Source organism: Methyloceanibacter superfactus, from assembly GCF_001723305.1.
Classification (GTDB): domain Bacteria; phylum Pseudomonadota; class Alphaproteobacteria; order Rhizobiales; family Methyloligellaceae; genus Methyloceanibacter; species Methyloceanibacter superfactus.
On sequence record NZ_LPWF01000013.1, the window covers coordinates 68,140 to 92,928 of the forward strand.

At 64.4% G+C, this 24,789-nt stretch carries 24 protein-coding genes and 4 pseudogenes; 13 read left to right on the plus strand and 15 right to left on the minus strand.

Going from position 1 to position 24,789, the window contains the following annotated elements; translation table 11 throughout:
* Window positions 1–125 precede the first annotated feature (125 nt).
* Together AUC69_RS04135 and AUC69_RS04140 are read right to left on the minus strand one after the other, a co-directional pair.
* Window positions 126–1,163, minus strand: a complete 1,038-nt coding sequence (locus AUC69_RS04135) for a PstS family phosphate ABC transporter substrate-binding protein (protein ID WP_069441028.1) — start codon at window positions 1,161–1,163, stop codon at window positions 126–128.
* 180 nt (window positions 1,164–1,343) lie between these two features.
* On the minus strand, window positions 1,344–2,531 hold the full coding sequence (locus tag AUC69_RS04140; RefSeq protein ID WP_244500082.1) for an ATP-binding protein: 1,188 nt from the start codon (window positions 2,529–2,531) through the stop codon (window positions 1,344–1,346).
* Window positions 2,532–3,008: 477 nt separating this feature from the next.
* Between AUC69_RS04140 and AUC69_RS04145 the strand changes: the two are divergent.
* Window positions 3,009–3,509: pseudogene (locus AUC69_RS04145) on the plus strand (methylated-DNA--[protein]-cysteine S-methyltransferase); the annotation flags it as partial.
* Here AUC69_RS04145 and AUC69_RS04150 read toward each other — a convergent pair.
* Window positions 3,506–3,859 carry a gamma-butyrobetaine hydroxylase family protein gene (locus tag AUC69_RS04150; protein WP_069441031.1) on the minus strand — a complete coding sequence of 118 codons (354 nt, stop codon included), beginning with the start codon at window positions 3,857–3,859 and terminating at the stop codon, window positions 3,506–3,508. The pseudogene AUC69_RS04145 and the gene AUC69_RS04150 sit on opposite strands and share 4 nt — an antisense overlap.
* Before the next feature lie 4 nt (window positions 3,860–3,863).
* A complete protein-coding gene (locus AUC69_RS04155) occupies window positions 3,864–4,058 on the minus strand; it encodes a DUF6494 family protein (RefSeq protein ID WP_069441075.1) in 195 nt (64 codons plus the stop codon).
* 84 nt (window positions 4,059–4,142) lie between these two features.
* Here AUC69_RS04155 and AUC69_RS04160 point away from each other — a divergent pair, with 84 nt between their 5' ends.
* The 3 genes from AUC69_RS04160 (at window position 4,143) to AUC69_RS04170 (ending at window position 7,498) form a co-directional block, all read left to right on the plus strand.
* Window positions 4,143–4,343, plus strand: a complete 201-nt coding sequence (locus AUC69_RS04160) for a hypothetical protein (protein WP_069441032.1) — start codon at window positions 4,143–4,145, stop codon at window positions 4,341–4,343.
* Window positions 4,344–5,348 (plus strand): GTP 3',8-cyclase MoaA, encoded by a 1,005-nt coding sequence (gene moaA / locus AUC69_RS04165; protein WP_069441033.1) that lies wholly within the window; start codon window positions 4,344–4,346, stop codon window positions 5,346–5,348.
* Between the two features lie 191 nt (window positions 5,349–5,539).
* Entirely contained in the window at window positions 5,540–7,498 is a 1,959-nt protein-coding gene (locus AUC69_RS04170) for a putative bifunctional diguanylate cyclase/phosphodiesterase (RefSeq protein WP_069441034.1), read from the plus strand.
* A gap of 41 nt (window positions 7,499–7,539) precedes the next feature.
* Here the strand turns inward: AUC69_RS04170 and AUC69_RS04175 are convergent, their stop codons facing one another.
* Both AUC69_RS04175 and apbC read right to left on the minus strand, forming a co-directional pair.
* A complete protein-coding gene (locus AUC69_RS04175; protein WP_069441035.1) occupies window positions 7,540–8,307 on the minus strand; it encodes a hypothetical protein in 768 nt (255 codons plus the stop codon).
* Window positions 8,308–8,394: 87 nt separating this feature from the next.
* Window positions 8,395–9,584, minus strand: a pseudogene (apbC, locus tag AUC69_RS04180) (iron-sulfur cluster carrier protein ApbC).
* Window positions 9,585–10,466: 882 nt separating this feature from the next.
* Between apbC and AUC69_RS04185 the strand changes: the two are divergent.
* The 4 genes from AUC69_RS04185 (at window position 10,467) to AUC69_RS04205 (ending at window position 13,041) form a co-directional block, all read left to right on the plus strand.
* On the plus strand, window positions 10,467–11,018 hold the full coding sequence (locus AUC69_RS04185) for a hypothetical protein (protein ID WP_141700576.1): 552 nt from the start codon (window positions 10,467–10,469) through the stop codon (window positions 11,016–11,018).
* A 42-nt stretch (window positions 11,019–11,060) separates the two neighbouring features.
* Entirely contained in the window at window positions 11,061–11,564 is a 504-nt protein-coding gene (locus AUC69_RS18940) for an Ivy family c-type lysozyme inhibitor (protein WP_280136612.1), read from the plus strand.
* A gap of 51 nt (window positions 11,565–11,615) precedes the next feature.
* On the plus strand, window positions 11,616–11,927 hold the full coding sequence (locus tag AUC69_RS04200) for an Ivy family c-type lysozyme inhibitor (RefSeq protein ID WP_141700577.1): 312 nt from the start codon (window positions 11,616–11,618) through the stop codon (window positions 11,925–11,927).
* Window positions 11,928–12,036: 109 nt separating this feature from the next.
* Window positions 12,037–13,041 (plus strand): zinc-dependent alcohol dehydrogenase family protein, encoded by a 1,005-nt coding sequence (locus AUC69_RS04205; protein ID WP_069441076.1) that lies wholly within the window; start codon window positions 12,037–12,039, stop codon window positions 13,039–13,041.
* Here the strand turns inward: AUC69_RS04205 and AUC69_RS04210 are convergent.
* Window positions 13,038–13,238 (minus strand): hypothetical protein, encoded by a 201-nt coding sequence (locus AUC69_RS04210; protein WP_069441040.1) that lies wholly within the window; start codon window positions 13,236–13,238, stop codon window positions 13,038–13,040. The genes AUC69_RS04205 and AUC69_RS04210 overlap by 4 nt on opposite strands.
* Window positions 13,239–13,471: 233 nt before the next feature.
* Between AUC69_RS04210 and AUC69_RS04215 the strand changes: the two genes are divergently transcribed.
* The gene (locus AUC69_RS04215) at window positions 13,472–14,110 is read left to right on the plus strand and encodes a LuxR C-terminal-related transcriptional regulator (RefSeq protein ID WP_342018527.1); all 639 of its coding nucleotides are present in this window, start codon (window positions 13,472–13,474) and stop codon (window positions 14,108–14,110) included.
* Here AUC69_RS04215 and AUC69_RS04220 read toward each other — a convergent pair.
* Window positions 14,107–15,397, minus strand: a pseudogene (locus tag AUC69_RS04220) (ATP-binding response regulator). The gene AUC69_RS04215 and the pseudogene AUC69_RS04220 sit on opposite strands and share 4 nt — an antisense overlap.
* A gap of 96 nt (window positions 15,398–15,493) precedes the next feature.
* Window positions 15,494–16,657 (minus strand): FIST N-terminal domain-containing protein, encoded by a 1,164-nt coding sequence (locus tag AUC69_RS04225; RefSeq protein ID WP_069441042.1) that lies wholly within the window; start codon window positions 16,655–16,657, stop codon window positions 15,494–15,496.
* Between the two features lie 350 nt (window positions 16,658–17,007).
* Here AUC69_RS04225 and adh point away from each other — a divergent pair, with 350 nt between their 5' ends.
* The 4 genes and pseudogenes from adh (at window position 17,008) to AUC69_RS04245 (ending at window position 20,625) form a co-directional block, all read left to right on the plus strand.
* The gene (gene adh, locus AUC69_RS04230) at window positions 17,008–18,528 is read left to right on the plus strand and encodes an aldehyde dehydrogenase (RefSeq protein WP_069441043.1); all 1,521 of its coding nucleotides are present in this window, start codon (window positions 17,008–17,010) and stop codon (window positions 18,526–18,528) included.
* Between the two features lie 5 nt (window positions 18,529–18,533).
* Window positions 18,534–19,313 (plus strand): phosphatase PAP2 family protein, encoded by a 780-nt coding sequence (locus tag AUC69_RS04235; protein WP_244500083.1) that lies wholly within the window; start codon window positions 18,534–18,536, stop codon window positions 19,311–19,313.
* A pseudogene (locus AUC69_RS04240) lies at window positions 19,303–19,664 on the plus strand (DUF779 domain-containing protein). The gene AUC69_RS04235 and the pseudogene AUC69_RS04240 overlap by 11 nt, the downstream one beginning before the upstream one ends.
* A gap of 115 nt (window positions 19,665–19,779) precedes the next feature.
* The gene (locus tag AUC69_RS04245) at window positions 19,780–20,625 is read left to right on the plus strand and encodes a response regulator (RefSeq protein ID WP_069441044.1); all 846 of its coding nucleotides are present in this window, start codon (window positions 19,780–19,782) and stop codon (window positions 20,623–20,625) included.
* Here the strand turns inward: AUC69_RS04245 and AUC69_RS04250 are convergent.
* The 6 genes from AUC69_RS04250 to AUC69_RS04270 all read right to left on the minus strand — a co-directional run bounded on the left by AUC69_RS04250 (window position 20,622) and on the right by AUC69_RS04270 (window position 24,483).
* Window positions 20,622–21,197 (minus strand): GGDEF domain-containing protein, encoded by a 576-nt coding sequence (locus tag AUC69_RS04250; RefSeq protein ID WP_069441045.1) that lies wholly within the window; start codon window positions 21,195–21,197, stop codon window positions 20,622–20,624. The genes AUC69_RS04245 and AUC69_RS04250 overlap by 4 nt on opposite strands.
* A gap of 23 nt (window positions 21,198–21,220) precedes the next feature.
* The gene (locus tag AUC69_RS04255) at window positions 21,221–21,568 is read right to left on the minus strand and encodes a response regulator (RefSeq protein WP_069441046.1); all 348 of its coding nucleotides are present in this window, start codon (window positions 21,566–21,568) and stop codon (window positions 21,221–21,223) included.
* Window positions 21,569–21,663: 95 nt separating this feature from the next.
* Window positions 21,664–21,921, minus strand: coding sequence for a hypothetical protein (locus tag AUC69_RS04260; protein ID WP_069441047.1), 258 nt, complete (start codon window positions 21,919–21,921; stop codon window positions 21,664–21,666).
* 8 nt (window positions 21,922–21,929) lie between these two features.
* Window positions 21,930–22,472: a hypothetical protein gene (locus tag AUC69_RS04265; protein ID WP_069441048.1), complete on the minus strand. Its 543-nt coding sequence runs from the start codon at window positions 22,470–22,472 to the stop codon at window positions 21,930–21,932.
* 34 nt (window positions 22,473–22,506) lie between these two features.
* The gene (locus tag AUC69_RS19615; RefSeq protein ID WP_425283500.1) at window positions 22,507–22,608 is read right to left on the minus strand and encodes a hypothetical protein; all 102 of its coding nucleotides are present in this window, start codon (window positions 22,606–22,608) and stop codon (window positions 22,507–22,509) included.
* A 99-nt stretch (window positions 22,609–22,707) separates the two neighbouring features.
* Window positions 22,708–24,483 carry a cation:proton antiporter domain-containing protein gene (locus tag AUC69_RS04270; RefSeq protein WP_069441049.1) on the minus strand — a complete coding sequence of 592 codons (1,776 nt, stop codon included), beginning with the start codon at window positions 24,481–24,483 and terminating at the stop codon, window positions 22,708–22,710.
* Between the last annotated feature and the right edge of the window lie 306 nt (window positions 24,484–24,789).

A 24,789-nucleotide genomic window follows, 5' to 3' on the forward strand; every position in this document is an offset into this window, starting at 1 on the left:
TGCCCGCCACGGAGCGGAGCACGCCGTTAAATCGTTTGTTGCCTCATGATCGCCGGCGTGGCCGCGTCGTTACGTCGTGCGGCCACGCCTTCGATCAACTCAAGCCCCGAAGATTGCCTGCCGTCTTACGACGTCGGCGCAGCCATCTTCTCGCCGTCCTTGGCGCGTTCTTGCATTTCCTTCAGCTTATCTTCGGGAAGCACGACCAGACCGCGCTCATGAAGATAGCCGCCCTCACCCATGGATTCGTCGCTGGTATACTCGGCGATGAACTCATCCATGCCGGGGATGACCTTGCGGTGAGGGTTCTTGATGTAGATGAACAGCGGACGGGAAAGGCCGTAGCTGCCATCGGCGATCGTCTCGAAGCTCGGCGTGGTGCCGCCAACCTTCACGCCCCGAAGCTTGTCCTGGTTCTCGTACAAGAACGAGTAGCCGAAGATGCCAAGCGCCTTGGGATCGGCCTCGATGCGCTGCACGATGAGATTGTCGTTCTCGCCAGCCTCGATGAAGGGGCCGTCCTGACGCATCGGCGTGCACTTCTCTTTGACCTGGTCCTTGTTCTTCTTGAAGTACTCAAGCTCCTCGCAGCCCTCGTGCATGGCCAGCTCGACGAAGGCGTCGCGCGTGCCGGAGGTGGGCGGCGGGCCGTAGACCGTGATCTCGATATCCGGAAGCGACTTGTCGACGTCGCTCCACTTCTTGTTGGGATTCTTCACCAGCTTCTCGCCGCTCTCGTCCGGAACCTCAGAAGCGAGCGCGAGGAAGATCTGCTTTTTGCTAAGATCCATGGGCTTGCCCTGCTTGGACTGGGCAATCGAGAGGCCGTCATAGCCGATCAGCAGCTCGGTGACGTCCGTCACACCGTTCGTGGTGCAGAGTTCGAACTCGGACTTCTTCATGGCGCGTGATGCCCCGGTGATGTCCGGCTTGTCCTCGCCGATGCCCTGGCAGAAAATCTTCATACCGCCACCGGTACCAGTGGACTCGACGACCGGGGCCTTTTTGCCCGTCTTCTTGCCGAACTCTTCGGCCACGGCCTGGGTGTAGGGGAAGACCGTCGACGAGCCGACGATCTTGATCTGATCACGAGCCAGCGCCGGGCCGCCCGTGCATAAAGCGGCGACGGCAAGCGTCGACACTGCGATACCAATCCTATTCACTTCACTCTCCCTTTTTGGATGTGAGCCTCCGCCAGCGCGAGCAACGCCGCCAGCTCGCGGGCACGCTAGTCCCCAGGGATATTGGTTTTATGACAGCGATGATTCGACTTTATGACAGTCTAAGTCGCTGAATTATTTTGAATTTGTGATTTTTGGCTGGGGATAACTAAAGCCGCTGCTTTAACTTGCGCGGACTTCGTTAAGCATGACCGTGAAGGTCGAGCCCTTGCCGGGCTTGGAGGCGATGGCAAGCTCGCCGCGATGGCGGTTCAGGATGTGCTTGACGATGGCCAAGCCCAGCCCGGTGCCGCCCTTCTCGCGGCTGGAGGCCACATCCACGCGGTAGAAGCGCTCGGTCAGGCGCGGCAGATGCTCCGGCGGGATACCGGGGCCGTCATCCACAACGGCAATGGCATAGCGGCCGGTGGTTTGGCGGCCGAGCGAGGGAATGTGCTTGGCCTCGATCCGGACGTGGCCGCCGGGATTCCCGTATTTCAGCGCGTTCTGCACCAGGTTCTGCAGGACTTGCAGCAATTCGTCCCGGTCGCCGCGAACAATGGCCGGGCGCGGGAAGCGCTCCACTTCGAGATGCATGCCCGAATCGACGGCGAGCGGCTCGAGGGTGTCGCCCGCATGGCCTAAGACATCGTTCAGGTCGACGAGGTCGCTGGGCGGCACGTGGGCGTTCATCTCCACGCGGCTGAGCGACAGCAGCGCATCGATGAGGCGGGTCATGCGCGAGGCCTGCTCGGCCATGATGGGCAGAAAGCGCTCGCGGGCCCCCGGATCCTGCTTGGCCGTGCCTTGCAGCGTCTCAATGAAGCCGCGCAAGGACGCGAGCGGCGTGCGCAGCTCGTGGCTGGCAAAGGCGATGAAGTCGGCGCGCATCTGGTTGATCCGCTCGATCTCTGTGAGGTCGCGAAGCAGAACGAGAATATTGCCGCTCCGCTCGTTTCCCCCGGTCAAAGGAGCAACCGTCACGGCCATGCGGCGGCCGACGGGCACGCGCTCCGCATAGGTGACGGTGACGGCGCGCCCGCGCTTGGGGGCGGCGCTGACCGCGTCGAGAAATTCCGGGGTGCGGATCACCGATGAGATATGGCTGCCCTCCCGCAAGGGGGCGAAGAGCCCGCGCGCCGGAGCGTTGCAGGACAGCACCTGGCCCGAGCGATCGAGCAGGATGACCGGATCTGGCAGCGCCTCCGCCATGACATGCATGGCCGAGGTGGAGCGGGCCGATGATAACGAGCGCGGCAGATCCGGCCCGAGGACCTGGTCCACGTCTTGGCGGGGAAGCAGCGCCACGGAGGCGACGAAGCTGATAAAGGCCGTCAGCGCCAGCGGCACCGAAAGGTCGCCGAGCGCCACCAGGCGGCCATGATCACGGCGACGATCACGACCTGCCATAGCGAGGCCCAGAGTCTGGCGGCGAGCTCGCGCATGCCCCGCCTGGCGGCCTGACCGGCGCGCCAAAAGAGGCCCGGAGGCAGCCTCGTGCGTCCTGCTCCGCCTGGTTGGTCACGCCTTCTCCTACAGTCTGCTACGAATCGCCGCGCTCATGATCCCAGCTATCTTTGTTCCTGGATTATCACGATTTTGCGACAGGCTCCCTCCCGGTCTGCGACGTCTTCATGACCAAGGGCCGTTGATGTCATGGCACGCAGCGCCGAGTCCCAGGGTGGATGTGGGGCCTCGCTCCCGGCAATGCCATACCTATGAATCCCAGACCTGCAATCGGTTTATCATCGAGTTGGAAAGCATAGATCGGGGTGCGGGAGCGCAGGGCAACGGACTAGGGTTCGGTCCAACGCTCTGGCAAGGATAAACGCGATGCCACAGGCGGCGGCCGGAATCAGCTATGTGGTGAGTTCCTGCTCCCTGGGCTCCATCCTTGTCGCGGCGAGCGACAAGGGCGTGTGTGCGATTCTGCTCGGCGATGACGTAGAGACGCTGCTCGCCGATCTGCGCCGGCAATTCCCCCGCGCGGCGATCGGCGCTGGCGACGAGGACTTCGCGGCGCTTGCCGCCAAGATGATCGATCATGTCGAGACGCCGAGCGTCGGCCTCGACGTGCCGCTCGATATCAGGGGCACCGCGTTTCAGCATCGCGTCTGGGACGCACTGCGGCGCATTCCTGCCGGCACGACGGCGAGCTATACGGACATCGCCAAGGCCATCGGCGCGCCGACATCCGCCCGCGCCGTCGCCGGCGCATGCGCGGCCAACAGGCTGGCAGTCGCCATTCCCTGCCACCGCGTGGTGCGCGGCGACGGATCGCTCTCAGGCTATCGCTGGGGTGTAGACCGCAAGCGCGCACTGCTCGCCAAGGAACAATCGATCCGCTAGCGCGTCAGCCCCTTGCTGGCGAGCTCGGCAAGATAGCTCTGGAAATGCGCGTCCTGGTGCTCGCCGAGATCGCGCAGATAGTCCCAAACGTAGAGGCCGGTGTCGTGGCCATCGTCGAAGCCGATCCGCACCGCGTAGTTGCCGACCGGCTCGAGACGGAGAATCCGCACATTCTTCTTGCCGGGTACGGTGATGCGCTGCTCGGGGCTATGGCCCTGCACCTCGGCGCTGGGGCTCATCACGCGCAAAAGCTCGGCCGGTAAGGTGAAGCTCCGTCCATCGTCGAAGCTCACGGCGAGATTGCGCTTCTCCGCGTCGAGCTTGAGCTCGGTGGGCCAGGATGCCGCCACGGGGTCAGCCCAGGTCGATATCGCCCTCGACCACATGGTCGAGCGGCGTGTCTTCGGCGGTCAACACCATTTTCACGCGAAGCTTGCCCTTCCCGCCCAGTCCTTCCTCGCGGACCACACGTTCGATGGCCTGCTGCGAGGTCACGCCGACCTCTTTCAGGAATTTCCGCATCGACATGTTGAAGCGCTGCTCATCCATCTTGGCCTCCTCCACCTTGCTGTCCCGTGATATGCAGACAGGAGGGTATATATATAGGCGAACGACCGTTAGAGACGAAAGAAGATGGCTGTCACCACGCAAAGGACAGGCCGGGCCAAGGCAAAGTCGCGGGCCGGCAAGACGGCGGCCAAACGCACGGTGAAGCCCAAGAACGTGCCCGCCGCCGCGCTTGCCGATGCGCGCTACCACAAGCGCGTCGTCAAGAGCGCCAAGACCTACAGCCGCAAAGGCGAGCCCGCCGTGGCGGAGGATGAAGACGCTTAGATGAGTGAGACCCTGACCCCGTTGGTCGACCGCTTCGGCCGTGCCGTCACCTATTTGCGCGTCTCGGTGACTGACCGCTGCGACTTCCGCTGCACCTATTGCATGTCCGAGGCCATGACCTTCCTCCCGCGCAAGGACCTCCTAACGCTGGAGGAGATCGACCGGCTAGCGAGCGCGTTCGTGGCAAGAGGTGTCCGCAAGCTGCGGCTCACCGGCGGAGAGCCGCTCGTGCGGCGGAACATCATGTGGCTGATCGAGGCGCTGTCGCGGCATCTCGGCAACGGGCTCGATGAGCTCACGCTCACTACCAACGGCAGCCAGCTCGAGCACCACGCCGAGGCATTGGCCGCGTGCGGCGTGAAACGTATCAACGTATCGCTCGACACGCTCGATGCCGCCAAGTTCCGCGTCCTGACCCGGTGGGGCGACTTCGACAAGGTTCTGCGCGGCATCGATGCCGCGGACCGCGCCGGATTGAAGATCAAGATCAACGCCGTGGCGCTCAGGGGCTGCAACGAGGACGAGATCGCCGAGCTGCTGCGCTGGAGCCATGGCCGCGGATTCGATCTCACCCTGATCGAGACCATGCCCATGGGCGAGATCGACGCGGACCGAACCGATCAATATCTGCCGCTGTCGCTGGTGCGCGCACGCCTCGAGCAACACTTCACGCTTGCCGATATTCCCTTTCAGTCGGGTGGCCCGGCGCGATACACCCAGGTCGCCGAGACCGGCGGCCGGCTCGGCTTCATCACGCCGATGACCCACAATTTCTGCGAATCCTGCAACCGGGTGCGGGTCACCTGCACCGGCACGCTGTTTATGTGCCTGGGCCAGGAAGATGCCGCCGATCTCAAACAGCCCATGCGCGCCAGCAAATCCGACGCTGTGCTGCACGCGGCGATCGACGAAGCCATCGGGCGCAAGCCCAAGGGCCACGACTTCATTATCGATCGAACCGCCGCCCCGTCGCTCTCTCGCCATATGTCGACGACCGGCGGATAGCGGGGACCAAGGTTAAGAGAGCGTTAGCGCGCCTCACGACGCGGTGAGGCCATCGCTCAAGGGGAGCCCGCGCTCGGCCCCCGCATGGTTTTGTTAATCACTCAGCTTACGGCGTTTTTAACTTACACCCGGATAGATTCGGCTCCGGGATCAGTGAGCTACGCCCGTTCACTGAAGAAGCTGCGGTACACATGTCGGGACTCGAGACGATCACCAAATATTGGCATTGGGCTGGGCTGGCAGCGCTGGCAGCGCTGATCGCCGCCATGGCATTTGTCGTGCCCGACCGTGTGAGCCGATTGGAGCTTGAGCGCGAGGCGCTGATGGCCGAGGAGCGCATCCAAGCGCAATTGTTGGAAGAACCCAACATCGTCATCGACGCGCTGACACGCCCCGGCTTCGCGCCGCAGCTCAACCAGATCTTCCAGCAATCGGGATACGCCCATCGAGTGCTCCGCTACGAGCTCTACGACGCGAAGGGCCGGCTCAGCTTCACCAGCGGCCACGCCAGCCTTCCCCTCGACGACCAACTCGTAGACGTGACTAGCAGTCCCGCGCAGGACGGCGCCGTCATCGGCCTTTACACGGGAGTCGACGAGGGCGCGGCGGAGCATTTCGCGGTGCTGAGGATTCCTATCGATCTCAACCAGCACGTCCGCGGGACGCTCATCGCCTATCTCGATCAAAGCGACCAGGCAAAGGTCTTCTCCGGCTATTTCAGCCTCATTGCCGTGATCACCCTGCTGCTGCTGTGCGTCGGCGTCGCCACGCCTATCGCTTTCGCCTGGATGCGCGGCCAAGAGCGGCGCGCCGCCCAAGAGCAGGTGCGCTATCTCGAAAGTCATGACGCCCTGACAGGCCTCGCCAACCGCCGGGCCTTCGCGGAGTCTCTGGGTGAGGCCATGACCCGCATGGAGCGGGACAACACCCATATCGCCGTCATCTGTCTCGACATCGACAAGTTCAAGGAGGTCAACGACGCCAGCGAGCATGGCGGCGGCGACCAGGTGCTGCGCGAGATCGGCACGCGCATCAGGGGCACGCTGCGGGACCGGGACATCATCGCCCGGCTCGGTGCAGACGAATTCGCCATCGCGCTCGTGGACATCACCAATCTGGGCGACGTCATGGCGTTCATGAACCGGCTGGTTGCGGCCTTGCGGCTTCCGTTCCATGTCAACGGCAAGGAAATTCTCATCACCACCAGCGTCGGCATCGCTCTGGCGCCGGCCGACGGCGATACCGCCGCGACGGTTCTGCGCCACGCCACCATCGCGCTATCCCGCGCCAAGGGCGATGGCGGCCAACGCATGTGCTTCTTCGAAGAAAGCATGGACAAGGCGCTGCAGCGCCGGCGCACGGTCGAGCACGAGCTTCGCCTGGCGCTCGGACGTGAGGAGTTCGAGGTCGTCTATCAGCCGCAATACGATCTGACCTCGGAGAGCCAATCGGGATCGGAAGCGCTCATCCGCTGGCACCATCCGGTACACGGCAAGATCGCCCCGGGACACTTCATCTCGGTGGCCGAGGAGACGGGTCTCATCGTTCCCATCGGCGAGTGGGTCCTGCGGCGCGCCTGCATGGACGCGGCAACGTGGCCCGAGACATTGAGCGTCGCGGTCAACCTGTCACCGGCGCAGTTCCGCGACAGCGACATCGCCGAAACGGTGGCGGAAGTCCTCAAGGAAACGGGTTTGCCGGCCAACCGTCTCGAGCTTGAGATCACCGAGAGCCTTCTGATCAACGACACCGAGGAAGTGCTGACGAAGCTGAACCGCCTGCGCGATCTCGGCGTCGCCATCGCCATGGACGATTTCGGCACCGGCTATTCGAGCCTGAGCTATCTCGCACGCTTCCCGTTCTCGAAGATTAAGATCGACCGCCAGTTCATCCGCAACATGACCCGGGACCCGGCAATGCGGGCGATCGTCAAGACCATCATCGCGCTCGGCAAATCGCTCGACGTGACCATCACGGCCGAAGGGGTGGAAACCCCGGAACAGGCCGAGATGCTGCGCAAGTTCGGCTGCCGTCAGGTCCAGGGTTTCCTCTACGGCTATCCTGAGGCGGCGCAAACCAACGCCCAGCCGAAGGAAACCGCCGACGGCAAGGTCACCCCCATCCGGGGACGGCGATCGAGCGCCGCCTGACGCGGCGTTTCCCTTTTCCGAAGACTATCCAGCGGGCGCCCCTAAAGGGCGGGCTTGCCGAGAAGAGATTCCCACGAGCCCTTATAGGGTGCCGCATCCCCGGCCTTGGCGACCGGCGCGCGGGGCGGCTTGGCGAGACCGAACAGGCCCCGCTTCGGCGGCGGCGCCCGGCGGACGACGGGCTTGGCCGCTTCAACCGGCGGCGATGGCGCCGGCCGGCTCTGGATGATGGCCTCGCCGGTATCGTCGCGGCGGACCCGTATGGGCAACGGCGGCATCACGGTATCCACATTGGCGACCTCGGCCGGCACCGGTTCCTCTTGGGGCAGTTGCTCTTGGGGCGGCTCCTCTTGGGTAGCCGATTCCATGCCGTTATCAGCCTCAGGCACTTCGGCCGCCGGCGCGGTCTCGGTGAGCGATCCGTCGGGCAAGGCGCCTGTGACGTCCTCCGACAAGGCGGCGACGTCCTCTGCCGCATTGCCGTCAGCCCCATCTTCGTTAGACCAATCATCGTTAGACTTGGCGGGCGTGCCGTCCGCGATGCCGGAGACAGTCTCGGCAGGATCGGCGTCGCCCTCGCCCACATTGTCCATCAGCGCGCCGATGAGGTCGGCCGGCGACGGCGTGGCGGTCACGGATGCCGGTGCAGTGGCGACGATCTTGACGGGGATGGCAACGAGCTTGGTGCTGCTTTCGCCGGGCGCCGGGAGCGTGATCATCAGCGGCAGGACGAGCGCCAGGGCCGCGGCATGGGCGACGCCGGCGCCGAGAGCGCAAACCGGCAGGTTGACTGTATTGCTTGGGATCACGGACGGCCGAGGGCAGAGGTTTCGCCGATACGCTCGTCACTCACGTCCCACTTGAGTTAGCTGAGTCGGCTTGCGCCCTGCAAGCCTTTAGTTTTCCATGACAATTTTGGGCGCTTGGCGATCGCCGCCGGATGCGCTGGCAAGCTCGCTCCAGGCGGCGCGGCGATCTGCCGATAGGCCGCGGCAACGGGCGAGTCCGGGTCCGTCGCCACCACCGGCTTGCCCGCATCGGAGGTCTCGCGCACGGCCATGGTGAGCGGCACCTCGCCCAAGAAGGGCACGCCGAGCCTCTCGGCCTCAGCCTTGGCGCCGCCATGGCCGAAAATGTCCGACCGCTCGCCGCAATGAGGGCAGAGGAAGGTCGACATATTCTCGACGATGCCGAGCACCGGCACATTGACCTTCTTGAACATGTTCAAGCCCTTGCGCGCATCGATCAGGGCCAGGTCTTGCGGCGTCGACACGATGACGGCGCCGGCCAGCGGCACTTGCTGGGCCATGGTGAGCTGCGCGTCGCCGGTGCCGGGCGGCATGTCGACCACGAGCACGTCGAGCTCACCCCAGGCCACATCCTTCAGCATCTGGGTCAACGCCGACATGACCATGGGACCGCGCCAGATCATCGGCGTCTCCTCATCGACGAGGAAGCCCATGGACATGACCTTCAGCCCGTAAGCGCGCATGGGATCGAGCTTGTTGCCGGCAAGCTGCTGCGGCTGGCCGTGAATGCCGAGAAGCCGGGGCATGGACGGCCCGTAAATATCCGCGTCGAGCACGCCGACCTTGAGGCCCTGGTCTTTCAGCGCCAACGCGAAATTGACCGCGGTGGTCGATTTGCCGACGCCGCCCTTGCCCGAGGCCACGGCGATGATGTTCTTCACCCCAGGCACCCGCCCGGCTGGCGGGCATCGCGGGCCGCGCCCGGCGCGGTGCGCCAGGGCCCTGAGGTGCATGACCTTGGGGAGCATGGGCTTGCGGCGCGGGCTGGGCGGCCGCGCCATTGCCGTTCCTCCGGAGCCGGGCTCACGGTCGGCGGTGAGGGTCACGGCGACGCCCTCGACGCCCGGAATGTCTTTCACCACGTTCTCGGCCGCCCGCCGCAGATCTTCGAGCTCAGCCGCGCGCGCCGGGTCCACTGAAATCGCGAAATAAACCTTGCCCTTGTGGATCACCACTTCGGAGACGAGGCCCAGCGATACGATATCGGCATCGCGGTCGGGATCGCGCACGCCTTTCAGGGCGGCGAGGATCTGGTCTTTGGAAAGTGTCTCGGTCATCTTGGAAAATGTAATGACGAACGTCCCGCAACGCAAAATAGCAAATTGAAGCGGTGTTCTTTTGGTTGCGCTACCGCGATTTGCGCTACCTGAGGCGGGACGGGGACGACGCAAAAAAGAAAGCCCGGCCGAAGAGCCGGGCTTGGATGAGGGAAGTTCCGGAGTCCCGGCGCAGGTCGGGGCTGGGGGGCTCGTCGCGCCGCGCCGGGTCCGTAAGAGCCGAACGTGGGAAGCCCCCGATGGTTCCTCGACCTCCGAAAAAAATTTTGGGATCGGCAAAAATCGCCGAAACCCGCCAAAAGAAAAGCCCCGGCCGCTAGTGAAGGCGGGGGCCGGGGCTTTTCGACAGGCTCTTATCAGGAGCTTCGAACGCTAGCGGCGGATTATGACAGCGCTGCTACAGCGAGGGGCAAACTCCCTAGGGACAAATGTAGGCGACCTTGTTGCATGGGGGTGCCGGGACTTTGCTCTCCCCGTCCAACCCCTGTCACATTTCCCACCTTCAATAGGGATGGATTGGCCGCGTTGGGAGCGCCGCGGCCGGTCTTCAGAGGGATCTCGGAAGCGGCAGCCGCCGTTCCCGCACTTTGCAACGACCCCCAGATGGAAGGACCCGCGGGCCTTGGCCCGGTGGACGTTAACCTTTGGCGTCGCGAAAACGGACGGCAGTCAAGCCTTCCTTAACCTAGCGCGGGCTATTCCTGTCACCGACGGGGGCAAGCGCCATAGCGTCGGCCCGGCAGGCACTTCCACATCAGCGGGGGAACTTCATGCGCCTTGTGGTCGGTTCGGAACTCATCAACGAATTCAAGCAGGCCGAGCTCGATCGGCATCTCGACGCTTTGTCGGGGTTTGTCGAGCGGGCTCGCGAGACCGGCGCGCGTGCGCCTCCTGCAATATGATCCTGCGATCGGCCAATTCGACCCCGGCGCAAGCCTTATCGTCATGAAGGACACGCTCGCCGCCGCCGGCGTGCAGGCTTGCGCCATCCTTGCCAAGCTCGAACCGGAAGACGAGCTTCGGCAGTTGTTCCACACCCTTTCGGCGCTGTCCCCCAACGCGCCGGCCACGGGGCTGATCCGCTGGGCGCGCAACCCGCGCCTGCTCGACGCCCATGAGCAAGTGACCTATGGCGCCGATATGTGCTGGTCGGGCGACGCCATGCGCCGCGATGCCGACAAGCGCAATCCGCTGATCCTATTCCACATGGACGCGCCCGACACGGCGTTGCTCGCACAGCGCGCCTTCACCGCGCTGTGGGGTGCCTCGGTGCAGGTGCCGGAGCGTCATCTCCTGGCCCGTACTGGCGCCAAGCTTCGGGCGCCTATGAGCAGGCCGCCGATGCCCCTATCACGGCGCTGCGGCCGCATGTCCAGGGCTGGCCGCTGGTCCGCCACTAGGCCGGTTCGTCCAGGCGGGCGCCCCCGTCATTAAACTCTCATATTAGTCGTCATTCTGAGGCGGCCCGCGGAAGCGGTGCCCTCGAAGGATGACGCTCGCTTTTGCCCATGCCATCCTTCGCGGCTTGACCTCAAACGATGCGCACGACGGAGTGACTATGATTGCGAGACTGCTGTTTGCCGTGCTGCTGGCCTTTGCCGCGCCGGCGCTTGCCGAGGATGCCCCGGCGGCCGGACCGGCCAAGGCCCCGCCGATGGCCGAGCTGATGCGGCTGCGGCCTATGTCTATGCCTGGCAGGGCATGCTGGCGGGCGAGACGCCGCCGGAATGGGTGACAACCTTCGGCGCCACCCTGGACGGACCGCCGACACCGACCATTCCGGTGCCGCTGGACGGCGAGACCTATACGCTGGGCTTCACCTGCAAGGCCAATGACTGCGAGGCCAATCAACTCTACGTCCTGTTCGCGCCGCAAGCGCGCGACGCCTGGGGTATGCTGGCGAGCCCCGAGGGCATCTCCTGGCTCGGCCGGCCGAACAAGCGAATCCAGGACGCCATCACGGACGCATTGCGGAAATAGCGCGCGCCGCTATCCGCGTTTCGACCTTTAGGAGTCTCCCATGCTTACCAGGTGGCTGCTCGTTCTCCTGCTTCTCTCGCCCGCGGCGGTCTACGCCGCGACGAGGAGGCGTCGTATCTTCCCGATCTGATGGGCCAACCGGCTTATCTCAAGGCGTGGAAGGCGATGCTGGCGGGAGAGACGGTGCCGCCCTGGGTCAACAGTTTCACCCAAACGCAGAACGCCACGTCCGCCCCCTCCAAGTCCGTTCCGGTCGGCGGTCAGCCCTATACGCTCGGCTGGATCTGTAAGCCGCATGATTGCGGCGACAACCAGCTCTACGTTCTGTTCACGCCGCAGGCGCGCCAGGCTGGGGACTTCTGATCAGCCCCGGGGACAAGCGGAAATGGCTCGGCCGGCCCGATCCCGCCATTCAAGCGGCGATCCTGAGCGGCGTGCAATAGGGGGCGCGAGCCTCATGCCACCGGAAACGATGCATGCCATGGTGCTGGAGGCGCCCGGAGAGCAGCTCAAAGAGCGCGAGCTGCCGGTGCCGATACCGGGGCATGACCAGATCCTGCTGAAGGTGCTCGCTTGCGGGGTGTGCCGCACCGATCTGCACATCGTCGACGGCGAACTAAACCAACCTAAGCTGCCTCTGGTGCTCGGCCATGAGATCGTCGGCCGGGTCGAGGCGCTGGGGCCCGGGGTGAAGGGCTTCGAGATCGGGATGCGCGTCGGGGTGCCGTGGCTCGGCTTCACCGATGGCACCTGTCCCTATTGCCGTGAGGGACGCGAAAATCTCTGCGACGACCCGCGCTTCACTGGCTATCAGATCGACGGCGGCTATGCGGGATATACGGTGGCGGACGCGCGCTACTGCTTCGCCCTGCCCGACGGCTATTCGGACGCGGAAGCCGCACCGCTGCTCTGCGCCGGACTGATCGGCTATCGCTGTCTCAAGATGGCGGACGACGCGCTTCACGGGCCCACCAAGCGGCTCGGCATCTACGGCTTCGGCGCCGCGGCGCATATCGTGGCGCAAGTGGCGCGCGCGCAAGGCTGCGAGATCTACGCTTTCACCAGTCCCGGCGACACCACGGCGCAAGACTTCGCGCGGTCGCTGGGCGCCGTGTGGGCGGGCGGCTCGGACCAGGCCCCGCCGGACCTCCTGGACGCGGCGATCATCTTCGCCCCGGTCGGCGCGCTGGTGCCGGCGGCCTTGCGTGCGGTGAAAAAGGGCGGCGTCGTGGTGTGCGGCGGCATCCATATGAGCGACATCCCGAGCTTCCCCTACGACATTCTGTGGGAGGAACGTGTGGTGCGCTCGGTGGCCAATCTCACCCGCGACGACGCGCGGGAGTTTCTGGCGCTAGCGCCGACCGTGCCAGTCAAGACTAGCGTGGTGCCCATGAAATTGTCGGAGGCGAACGCGGCGCTTGCAGCGCTGCGCAACGGCGAACTGTCCGGCGCCGCGGTGCTTCTGCCGGACGGCTAGTCCTTCTCCTTGCCGATCTCGATATCGACGCCGTCGCCTTTGGTGATGGAACCCTCGAAGCCGGGAACGTCGATCTTCACCACCTCTTGCTGCCTCTGATAGTAGAAATAGCCCAGCACGCCCAAGGCGATCACCGCTATGGCGAGCAGGACGACGAGCACCGGATTGGTCCCGCCCCGATTCGCGTCATTGGCCATCAATTTCCCTCCCTTAGTGGTCATCTGGAACTGAACGCCTGCCGCAAAAGGCGGTTCCCCAAGCGCTCGGGCTCCTCCCGATTCATACCCGACTCGCATGAAAGAATACTCGCCTCGTAGGGCGGCAGGACTAGTATGGAGGAAGGCGGCCCGGGTTTACGGGGTTTTCAACTGAGGGAGGCCGCCGGTCGCCGGTTCCTATGACCAAGGTGCTCATCGTCGACGATCACCCGATGTTCCGCGAAGCTTTGCGGGGCGCCGTCCAGTTCGCGCTGGCCGATGTGGAGGTGTTCGAGGCGGGGAGCATCGACGCGGCCTGCGTCGCCATTCGCAGCGAGCCCGGCATCGAGATCATCCTGCTCGATCTGTCCATGCCCGGAACATCGAGCTTTGATGGGCTGATGCTGTTGCGCTCCACCTTTCCCCGGATCCCGATCATGATCGTGTCCGGCCTCGACGATCCTAGGATCGTGCAGGAAGCGATTCGGCTGGGCGCCGCCGGGTTCGTCTCCAAATCCGTGGATAAGGCGACGCTCGCCGAGGCGATGTCGGAAGTGTTGGGCGGCTCCGTGTTCGTGCCCCCCGATCTGGCAGCGGCCATGTCTGGCGCACGCGGGAGTGCCGCGCCAGGCGATATCGGCAGCCGCGTGGCGGATTTGACCCCGGCCCAAATGCGCGTGCTTCACCTGCTGCGGCACGGCCGATTGAACAAGCAGATCGCGCATGAGCTGGGCGTCAGCGAGACCACGATCAAGGCGCATGTTTCGGAAATCTTGCGCAAGCTCAACGTGGTGAGCCGCACGCAAGCGGTCATCGAGACGGCGCAACTCGATTTCGAGGCGATCCTCAACGGTCAGCCCAACAGAGATTAGGCCCGCGACGCGCGATGCTCCGCCAAGAGGTGGGTCATGAGCGCTCGAAGCTCCGCCGGTCTGATGGGCTTGTGCATCAACTCGCAGGCGGCCGCCCGAACATCCGCCGACGATCGAGGTGCTGCGGTCCGCGGTGACGACCACCGCGGGAATTTGTTGCCCGGCAAGCCGCCGCACCATCTGCACGGCGGCGAGACCCGTCTCGCCCTCGTCGAGGTGGTAATCCGCCAGGATGATATCGGGCAGGCCGTCCAAGCCCGCCAACAGAGGACCTAACTCTTCAAGCCGCTCGGCGGTCACCGCGCGGCACGACCAGCGGCTCAGCAGACGCAGCGTGGCGGTGCGGACATCTTCATCGTTCTCGATGAGTAGCACGACGGCGTCCGTCGCGGCGTCGGGGCTCTCCCGCCGTTCGGCCACGGCAAACGCGCTCGGGACCGGACCCGCATGTCGAAGCGCAAGCCGGAAGGTCGAGCCCCGGCCGGGCTCCGACTTCAGGACCAGCGGGTGGCCGAGGGTCGAGGCTGTGCGCTGCACGATCGCGAGCCCGAGCCCCAGGCCGGCGTGCGCGCCGCCCGCCGCCGCCTTCCCCCGGTAAAACTCCTCGAAGATCGTCTCACGCTCGCTCTCCGAGATGCCGCATCCGGTATCGGTGACCTCGATCACGCAATGCTCGCCGCGCCGCCGCACACCCACCAGGACGCCACCGTCTTGCGTGTAGCGCACGGCATTGGAGACGAGGTTCTGCAGCACCCGCAGGAGCAGCATGGGATCGCTCTCCACGAGAAGTCCGCAGTGCCGGACCTTGAGCTTCAGCCCCTTAGCGGCGGCTTGCGGGCGGAAGCTCGCCTCCAGCACCGACAGCACCTCGTCGAGGGGAAATGCCCTCACCTCCGGCTTCACCACGCCCGCGTCGAGCTTGGAGATATCGAGGAGGGTCTTGATCAGATCCTCGATGGTCTGGAGCGACTGGTCGATCTGACCCGCCAGCGAACCGGCGTCGTCCGTGGTCTGCAACTCCGACAGCACGGAGATCGACAGCCGCGCCGCGTTCAAGGGCTGCAACAAATCGTGGCTGGCGGCGGCGAGGAAACGCGTCTTGCTGAGATTGGCCCGCTCCGCCTCTTCCTTGGCGACCACCAGCTCCTCGTTCGAGCGCTCCAGGCGGCGCAGAACCGACGTCAGTTCCTCGGTGCGCGCGCGAACCTTGGCCTCGAGACCGATCGCCGTCTGGAACAGCGAGAAGGCATTGCCCTGCTGGTCCATGGACCGTTCGACTCGGTCCATGAGCACCGCGTTGATCTTGAGGACCTTTTCCAACCGCCGCTCGAGCGCTTCGGGATCGTTGCCAGGCTCTCTTTCATTCCACTGGATCGACACGGCTCAAGTCCCCTGGCAGCCGATCGCGACGCCGGTGAAGGTCTGGTTCAAGTGCATCGCATTGTACTGTTCGCCATAGGTATGAAACCCGGCCACATGATAGCGCCGGTAAAGATCGCTGATCTTGTGCTTGACCTGGCGATTCTCGGCGTCGAGCCGCCGCAGCACGCATTCGAACCCGAGCATCAGATCAACGCCGCCGATCTCGTCGTCGAGCCGCTCGAGCTCGCAGGTCATGGATGACACCATGTCGCGGGGCTCCGCCACCGTAAGCACGACCCCGTCGTCGATGGCGCAGAAGAACGACAGCGAGCCGTCGGGATTCACGCGCTGGATCGACCGGCAATAATAGTCGCCGCCGACGCGGACGATCACCGGATGCGCCGCGAAGCTCATGGGCGCCAAGGAGGACGGTTCAAGACCGACGGAACTCGCGTATTCCAAAGCCGCCGGCTCCGCATTGAGCTCGTACACGGTTCGGCTCTCCGTGTCGGAGGCGGTCACCACGAGCTTCGTCTCGGTCGGCTCGAAATGATCGTGCTTGAAGCTGCGGACCGGATGGTCGGTCTCGGCGAGAAGCAACAGAGCGGCGCCGCTATAGACCTGACCGTCATGAAGCAGGTTGGTTCCCGTTAGGGCGAGATCGTCGCCGGCGGACCCACCGACCAGCGGGATGTCGTCAAGCGCCCAGGCAATCGCGGAGACGATCACTTCCTCGCATTTGGACAGCCCGTCGATGAGGGAGACGGCGAAACGATTGGCATGCCGCCCGGCGCCAAGCCGATCGAGTTTTGCCCGCAAGGACCGTACGGTCTCCGTCCCGCGCTCCACCGTAAGGCCGCGCACGTCGGGAATGAGCGTGCTGACGAAGGTGAAGCCTGCCTTGGGGAAGGCCACTACGAGGAGACAGCCGTCGGTGAAGCCGTCGGGGGTTATTTCTCCCGACGTGGTGCAGCCGGCGACCGGTATCCCCTTGAACAAGCGAGCAAAAGCCTCGCTCAGGGCGTCGGCCGGGTACCGGTTGGAAAAGAAGACGAGGAGTTGTCCAAGATCGGAGCGGTCGAGAACTCCGGCGATCTCGGCAACAGCGATTTCGGGCAAATCCGCACCCGTCCACGCGGTTTGCACCCCGCAGACATGACGCTTCGCTTGCACTCCGTGGAGCACGGGCTTCCTCCAACGGCCCCCCTTCGCTTGGTCTCATTCTCGTTGTCGTCGGTGCGATCCGCCAAGCTGGGGCGCTCAGTCGTTTTATCGATCAAGAGTAGAGTACCACCGCCGATTTCGCGCCGATAGGCCGTCTAACGCGCGAAAAGACATGGCGAATAGGGCCTCCCGCGCGGTCCGCTGTGTGCCCCAGGCGCCGTAGGCCCAAAGTACAATTCCCACGGGCTCTGGCGGTGCATAAGCTCTGGCCCAAGCTCGACTTTTCAAGGCCCAATCGCCGCTTGACCAGCGTCGGAGACAGGGCTCTGATTGAGGGCAAATAACCATAAACACGTGTAAGGGAGGATCCCATGCTTCACCAGGTCATCGAGACCCTGAACTCGCGGGTGGCGTTGCGCTCCCGCTACGACAATTTTATCGGCGGCGATTGGGTGGCCCCAACCGACGGCCGGTATTTCGACAATGTCAGCCCCCTCACCGGCAAGCCGGTGTGCCAAATCGCCCGCTCGCAGGCGGCCGATATCGAGCTGGCGCTCGACGCCGCTCATAAGGCGAAGGATGCTTGGGGCAACCAGTCTCCGGCCCAGCGCGCCGCGATCCTCAACAAGATCGCCGACCGCATGGAGGAGAATCTCGAGCTCATCGCCGCGGTCGAGACCATCGACAACGGCAAGCCGATCCGCGAGACCCGCGCCGCCGACATCCCGCTCGCCATCGATCATTTCCGCTATTTCGCGGCCTGCGTGCGGGCACAGGAAGGCACGCTCGGCGAGCTCGACCACGACACCATCGCCTATCACTTCCACGAGCCGCTCGGCGTCGTGGGCCAGATCATCCCGTGGAACTTCCCGATCCTCATGGCCTGCTGGAAGCTGGCGCCCGCTCTTGCCGCCGGCAACTGCGTGGTGCTGAAGCCCGCCGAGCAGACCCCGATGTCGATCATGGTTCTGATGGACATCATCGGCGACCTTCTGCCTCCGGGCGTGCTCAACGTGGTCAATGGCTTCGGCGTGGAAGCCGGTAAGCCGCTCGCCCAGAACAAGCGCATCGCCAAGATCGCCTTCACCGGCGAGACGACGACCGGCCGGCTGATCATGCAGTACGCGTCTGAGAACCTGATCCCGGTGACGCTGGAGCTCGGCGGCAAGTCGCCAAACATCTTCTTCGCCGACGTGATGGCCGAGGATGACGACTATTTCGACAAGGCGCTCGAAGCTTTCGCCATGTTCGCGCTGAACCAGGGCGAGGTCTGCACCTGCCCGTCGCGCGCGCTGGTGCAGAAGTCGATCTACGACCGCTTCATCGAGAAGGCCATCGCCCGCGTCAACAAGATCAAGCAGGGCAACCCGCTCGACGCCGACACCATGATCGGCGCACAAGCCTCCAACGATCAGCTTGAGAAGATCCTCTCCTACATCGACATCGGTGAGAAGGAAGGCGCCAAGCTGCTGACCGGCGGCGAGCGGCTGAAGCTCGAGGGCGAACTCGCCGAGGGCTATTACGTGAAGCCCACGGTGTTCGAGGGTCACAACAAGATGCGCATCTTCCAGGAAGAGATCTTCGGCCCCGTGCTGTCGGTCACCACCTTCGAGGATGAAGCGGAGGCGCTCGAGATCGCCAACGACACGCTCTACGGCCTCGGCTCCGGCGTGTGGACGCGCGATATCAACTGCGCCTATCGCATGGGCCGCGGCATTCAGGCCGGCCGGGTGTGGACCAACTGCTATCACCTGTATCCGGCGCATGCGGCCTTCGGCGGCTATAAGAAGTCCGGCATCGGGCGCGAGACCCACAAGATGATGCTCGACCATTACCAGCAGACCAAGAATGTGCTGGTGAGCTATAGCCCCAAAGCGCTCGGCTTCTTCTAGAAGGCGTGACGCAGCACAAGCCCAACAGCGCTTTCGCGCTGGCCACGAGCCTTCCTGTTTGGGCTTGGCGCAATAGACCGGAACTGTGGTTGCTCGGCGGGATTTTTCTCGCCGGGCTTCTTCTTTTGGCCTTCGGACATATCGCCGAGGAGGTGCTGGAAGGCGACGCCACAAAGTTCGACCAAACCGTTCTCCTGGCCTTGCGCAACCCGGCCGATCCCGCCGACCCGCTGGGGCCGCCCTGGCTGGAGGAAGCCGCCCGGGACGTCACGGCACTGGGCAGTTATTCGGTTCTCGGCATCATCTTCATCGCCGTCCTTGCCTTCTTGTTGATGACGCAGCGCCGCGCCGCCGCGCTGTGGGTCGCGATGGCGGTCGGCGGCGGCGTGTTGCTGAGCAATGTGTTGAAGCACGCCTTCGACCGGCCCCGGCCGGATCTGGTGGCGCATGCGGCACGGGTGTTCACCCCAAGCTTTCCGAGCGGACACGCCACGCTGTCGGCCGTGACCTTCCTCACGCTCGGCGCGCTACTCGCCAGCATGCAAACGTCGCGGCGCCTCAAGGTATTTTTCCTCGGCGTCGCCATCGCCCTCACCGTGGCCGTCGGCGTCACCCGCATCTATCTCGGCGTCCATTATCCGACGGACGTGCTGGCGGGCTGGTGCGTGGGCGCTGGCTGGGCGGCCATCTGCTGGACGGTTTTCCATTGGCTGCAACAACGCGGTAGGATCGAGCCGGCGGCGAATGACGCCCTGAGCGAAGGAGATCTGACCAATGGTCGATAGAGTTCTGGCGACGGACGCAGCACTCGACTTGATCGAGGCCCTCAAGGGGCAACACGGCCCGCTGATGTTCCACCAATCCGGCGGCTGCTGCGACGGGTCGGCGCCATGTGCTATCCGCAAGGCGAATTCAGCGTCGGCGGCAGCGACGTGCAACTCGGCGAGATCGGCGGCTGCCCCTTCTATATGAGCGCCGATCAGTTCGATTATTGGAAGCATACCCAGCTGATCATCGACGTGGTGCCGGGCCGCGGCTCGGGCTTCTCGCTGGAGGCACCGGAAGGCATGCGCTTCCTGACGCGCAGCCGCGTGTTCACCGACGAAGAGGTCGACACGCTGGCGGCGGCCGGTTAGCTCCCGGTTTGGGCCGAATCGCAGTAACCTGTTAGGGTTTACAGCCTAGATTCGGGTTCCATATTCGCCTCGACGAGCTTGGTGAGCCCCATCGGGCGCAACGGGTGTACGCGAGATGCCGGCGATCAGCACAGCACTTTCCGGGCCGCAAAGCAGGCCGAGCCTCGAAGGCAAGACCGTCGTCATCGCCGACGACGATCCGATCATCCTGGATTATCTCGAACTGCGTTGCCGTCACCTCGGCCTGAAGGTGGAGACGGCCAGCGACGGGCTCCGGGCGGTCCTCAAGGTTGGCCGGGCGCGGCCCGACCTGCTCATCCTCGACCTCAACCTGCCGGACGTTGAAGGCTTCAGAGTTGTTGAGCGGCTTTCCGATCCGAAATTCGCGCCCGTGCCCGTGATTATCCTCACCGGACGATCGGATGAGGCCTCCAAGCAGCGCTGCGAGGACTTGAATGTCTTCTATGTTCACAAAAGCACGGAGACCTGGGCCGACGTCGAGCCGCTGATCTACGAGCTTCTCGCCCACAAGCCAGCAGAGGCTCAGGAGGAAGCGCCACAGCCGGAGGCCGCGCCGCTCGTGCTCGTGGTCGACAACAACCCTGCCGTCCTGACAGAGCTGACGCAGCGCCTGCAAAAGTATCACCTGAACGTCATTCAGGCCTCAGGCGGCACGCAGGGCTATCTACTTGCGCTCAGGAGCAAGCCGGATCTCATCCTCACCGAATACGACATGGACGAAGGCAGCGGTCACTATCTGCTTAGCCGGGTCAAGGGCTCGCCATCGACCCAGCATATTCCGGTGATCGTCTACACCGGCACGACCCTCAGCAAGGGCGAGGAGTTCGCCATTCAGCGCGATCTACGCGGCCGGGGCCAGGCTGCCGCGTTCATGATGCGGGGCGCCAACTCGGCCGAACTCATGGCCGAGGTCGGCAAACTGATTCCGTTACCTGGCTAGGCGGCGGGCTTTCGCTTGACCGCGCGGGCGACCCGAGACGCTTTGAGGGGATTTTCCTCAAGCCAAACCGGCGGGGGCGTCGTAGCGGCACAGTCCCGTCCTTCCAGCTTGGCGCGATAGAGCGCGAGATCGGCATTTCTAATCAGGCCGTCGACGTCATCCCCTGGCGCGAGCTGGCTGACGCCGAGACTGCATGTCAGGCTCGTCCGTCCTTGAGCGGTCTTTACGGACAGGTTGGCAATTCCTGCACGCAGCTTCTCCGCCGCCCGCAGGGCTTCGGTTTCGGTGGAGCCCTTTAGAAGAACGCAGATCTCGTCGCCGCCCAGCCGGCCGACGATAGGCTGACCCTGCCCCACCTCGCGAGCGACGACGCGGAGCGCTTCGTCGCCCGTCGAATGGCCGTAGAGGTCGTTGACCTCCTTGAAGTAGTCGATGTCGAGCAGGATAGCCGAGACGCTGCCGGTCTTGGGCGCTTGGGCGCAAATCTCGGTGGCGCGCTCGAAGAACGCCCGGCGGTTGAGCAGTCCTGTGAGCGAATCGATGGTGGCGAGGCGGATCAACTTGCGCTGCAAGGTGAGCAGACGCTCGGCCGCCCTCAGCTTGGCATGGATCTCTGCTTTCTTCGGCGGCTTTTGAATGAGTCGTCGGCGCCGACGTCGAGAGCCTCGATCGCCGTTTGTCCATCGATATTCGACGACATCACGGCGACATAGATCGGCCTGTGCTCGCCGGAAATCAGCCGGACCTCCCAGCAGAGCTCGACGCCGGTCATCGGCGTCAGTTCGGCCGCAGTGACCACCCCGTCGACGGATTCGTCCGCCTTGATCATATCCAGCGCCGCGAGCGGGTCGGCGAGCGCCGTCACCACATGGCCGGCTGGCTCCAGCATCTCCGATATGGCCGCCTGAACGACGTGGCTTGGCTCGATTAAGACAATATGCATGGCGTTCTCTCCGACTGCGCACTATGCGTCGGCGAACTTAAGCCGCTCTTAAAAGCGGCTCGTATTCCGGGGTCGTGGGACGGCGGCAGGGGGCCTTATTGGCCGGAGAAATACTTGCCCGGCGCCGAAAACAGGCGCTCGACCTCCCGGCGCAAGCTCCGGCTGCGCTTCTTCGCCGTCTTTGTTTTCACCTTGGGCTTGGGCTCGGCCGTATCCTCGACCTTGGCCGGTTTCGCCTCGGGTGGCGGCGGGGTATCGGCCGTCGCGTTTACGGCGCCCGTACTCTGGGGATCGGCCGTCGCCGTCTCGGTCGCCGTCTCTTCCTTACACCTCGGGGCTTGGCCCTCCGGCACGCCCGCCTCTAGGGCCGGCGTGCCGGGACCACAAAAGGGTTGGTTTGGACCGCTCTCTCGTTCTTCTCGACGCACCGGTCGAGACGGTCCAAGGCCGCCGTGCTGCTGTCGAGAGGCACTTTGATGGTGGCGCCAGCGGCGACGACGTTCAGCGCATTCGCCGCTTTCAGCGAGCGCTCGAACTTCGCGTCCTTGACCTCCATGGAGACGGAGCTTTCTTCCGCCGCGACCTCCCGATCCCAGCTCTGGGCGCCCAGCTTCATCGTCACCGGATATTGCTTGCCGCGCTCCAGCTTCCAGTTCGGCGAGGAGAGCAAAAGGGTCAACCCCTCGCCCGTGCGCATGAAGGTCGCGAGGATGTCGTCGTCGAGCTTTCGGCTAATGGTGCACCGATCGAACGTGTCGCCCTTGTAGGCCGCTTCGATTTCCCAAGGCCCGATCGCCTCGGTCATGCTTTCCGCAGTCTCGGCGGCGGCCGCGAATGGCAGGAGCGCCAGGCCGGGTGCCGCGAGAAGCAGGAGCCCGAAAATTCGGCCGGCTTTGTTCGGCATGGGCCTTCCTCCGCGAATATGCGTTTCTAGCGTATCAGATCCTCGGGAGCCGCGCGTGGGCGAGACGCTGTCTCTCCACTTGGCGCGTCAAATACCGCTCCAGCAGCATGGCGTTCTTGCGATTGGCCTTGAACACGAGATCGAAGAGATCGCCGATGATTCACCCTCGCCGGCGGCCGGCGGCCGCTCCGGGGAGAACACGCCGGTATCGGCCGTGAAGTTCCGGCCGGCGGCGCTACTGAACCTCGTCGGCCGCGACCACCACCACTTTGGCGTCGGGCGGTGACGGTGCGGCGTCACCGGCATCTGCTCTGGTGGGCGAGCGCACGTCGCCGACATCGCCAATCATCGCCTTGGCGATTTCGTGCTCGCCCATGACCACGAGATTGGCTCCGAGCTTGATGAGATGCTCGATCTCCGCTTCCGAATGCGCCCGGGCGATGATCGGCAGGACCGGATTGAGCGCCCGCGCCTGCTCGACCACTTGGCCGCCCTCGAAGGCGTCGGGAATGGCCACCAGAAGGCAGCGCGCTGCGCTGAGATTGGCGGCCTGAATGAGTTCCGGATCGGCGGCATTGCCGCTCACCGCCTCGATGCCCTGCTCCTTCAGCGCGGCGACGTCGTCCGCATTGTCCTCGATGATGAAGAGCGGCGTGCCGCGCTCGCGCAGCGCATTGGAAATGAACTTGCCGACCCGACCATGACCGATAAGCACCACGTGATCCTCGAGCGTGGTCGGGTGGATGGGTTCACGCGTCGGCAGTTCCTCTTCCACTTCGACTTCCGCCGGGGAGGCCGGCTCCGCCGCATCGGCGGCGGCCTTCTCGCGGCGGGCGAAATAAGCATCGAGCACGGCGAAGAGAATCGGGTTGAGCAGGATGGAGATGATGGCGCCGGCCAGGATCAGGTCGCGCCCCTCCCCGGGCAGCAGGCCGAGCCGCATGCCGAGATTGGCCAGGATGAAGGAGAACTCGCCGATCTGCGCGAGCGAAGCTGAGATGATGAGCCCGGTCGTGCGTCCGTGGCCGAACAGGCGGACGACGGCGAAGGCCGCCGCAGACTTGGCGACGATGATAATCAACACCGTGGCGATCAGGGCGAGCGGCGCATCGACGATGATCGCTGGGTGGAACAACATGCCGACCGAAACGAAGAACAGCACGGCGAACGCATCGCGCAGCGGCAAGGACTCGGTCGCGGCCTGCTGGCTCAATTGAGATTCGCTCAGCATCATGCCGGCGAAGAAGGCGCCGAGCGCCAGGGACACGCCGAACAGCTCGGCGGCGAGGAACGCGAAGCCGAGTGCGATCGACAGCACAGCCAGTCGGAATAGCTCACGGCTGCCGGTATGTGCCACATAGTGAAGGAGCATGGGGATCAGCTTCTTGCCGATCAGCAACATGCCGACGATGAAAATGGCGAGCTTGCCGAGCACTTCGGCGGTCTGCCGGGCCATCTCGGCCAGGTTCGGCGCCGCCTGCCCCTCCTGAAACAAGCCGGTCAGCCCCGGCAGCAGAACGAGGGCCAGGACCATGGCGATATCCTGAACGATCAGCCAGCCGACGGTGATCCGGCCGCGCTCGGTGTCCAGCAAGCGGCGCTCCTGGAGCATGCGCAACAGCACCACGGTACTGGCCACCGACAGGGCCAGGCCGAAGATGAAGCCGGCGCCCGGGCTCCAGCCCAGCCACCAGCCGACCGCCATGCCCAGCGGGGTCGCCACCAAGCCTTGCGCGAACGCACCCGGAATAGCGATGGCGCGCACCGACATGAGATCCTGCACCGAAAAATGCAGCCCGACGCCGAACAGAAGGAGGATGACGCCCACCTCTGCCAGCTGATTGGCGATATTCACGTCTGTGCCGAACCCGGGGGTAAAGCCGATGGCAATCCCGGCGACCAGATAGCCGACGAGCGGCGGCAGCTTGAGCCGATGCGCCAGCACGCCGAGGCTAAAGGCGAGCACGAGGCCAATCGTCAGCGTGGATACGAGTGGCGGCACATGCAGCATCGAAGGGGCCCTTGAATCGGGAGCGCCGGCCGTAAAGCCCGCGTTTCCCTAGCGTGACAACGAATTGTGGCGGCGACAATCCCTCGATTACCACAAAGCGGCCCACGCGGGGTCGTGCGACACATAAGCGCCATAAGGCGTTTACGCCGTTAGGCATCTCTCCTTGACACTATGGCACCTGGCCTCCATGTTGCAGGCACACTGATTGCTCGCGATCGCGCGTAGCTGCCGCAACAAGTGCGGCGCCTCATCCCGAGACAATTTCCCGATTTTCGTCTGCCCCCAGAAGCGCGTGGGGTGAGGCAA

Coding starts and splice junctions, on each gene's coding strand:
- AUC69_RS04155 (WP_069441075.1), bottom strand. CDS start 4,058: ATGGATGAGCAGCGCTTCAACATGTCGATGCGGAAATTCCTGAAAGAG.
- AUC69_RS04160 (WP_069441032.1), top strand. CDS start 4,143: ATGGCTGTCACCACGCAAAGGACAGGCCGGGCCAAGGCAAAGTCGCGG.
- moaA (WP_069441033.1), top strand. CDS start 4,344: ATGAGTGAGACCCTGACCCCGTTGGTCGACCGCTTCGGCCGTGCCGTC.
- AUC69_RS04170 (WP_069441034.1), top strand. CDS start 5,540: ATGTCGGGACTCGAGACGATCACCAAATATTGGCATTGGGCTGGGCTG.
- AUC69_RS04205 (WP_069441076.1), top strand. CDS start 12,037: ATGCATGCCATGGTGCTGGAGGCGCCCGGAGAGCAGCTCAAAGAGCGC.
- AUC69_RS04210 (WP_069441040.1), bottom strand. CDS start 13,238: ATGGCCAATGACGCGAATCGGGGCGGGACCAATCCGGTGCTCGTCGTC.
- AUC69_RS04215 (WP_342018527.1), top strand. CDS start 13,472: ATGTTCCGCGAAGCTTTGCGGGGCGCCGTCCAGTTCGCGCTGGCCGAT.
- adh (WP_069441043.1), top strand. CDS start 17,008: ATGCTTCACCAGGTCATCGAGACCCTGAACTCGCGGGTGGCGTTGCGC.
- AUC69_RS04245 (WP_069441044.1), top strand. CDS start 19,780: ATGCCGGCGATCAGCACAGCACTTTCCGGGCCGCAAAGCAGGCCGAGC.
- AUC69_RS04255 (WP_069441046.1), bottom strand. CDS start 21,568: ATGCATATTGTCTTAATCGAGCCAAGCCACGTCGTTCAGGCGGCCATA.
- AUC69_RS04265 (WP_069441048.1), bottom strand. CDS start 22,472: ATGCCGAACAAAGCCGGCCGAATTTTCGGGCTCCTGCTTCTCGCGGCA.
- AUC69_RS04270 (WP_069441049.1), bottom strand. CDS start 24,483: ATGCTGCATGTGCCGCCACTCGTATCCACGCTGACGATTGGCCTCGTG.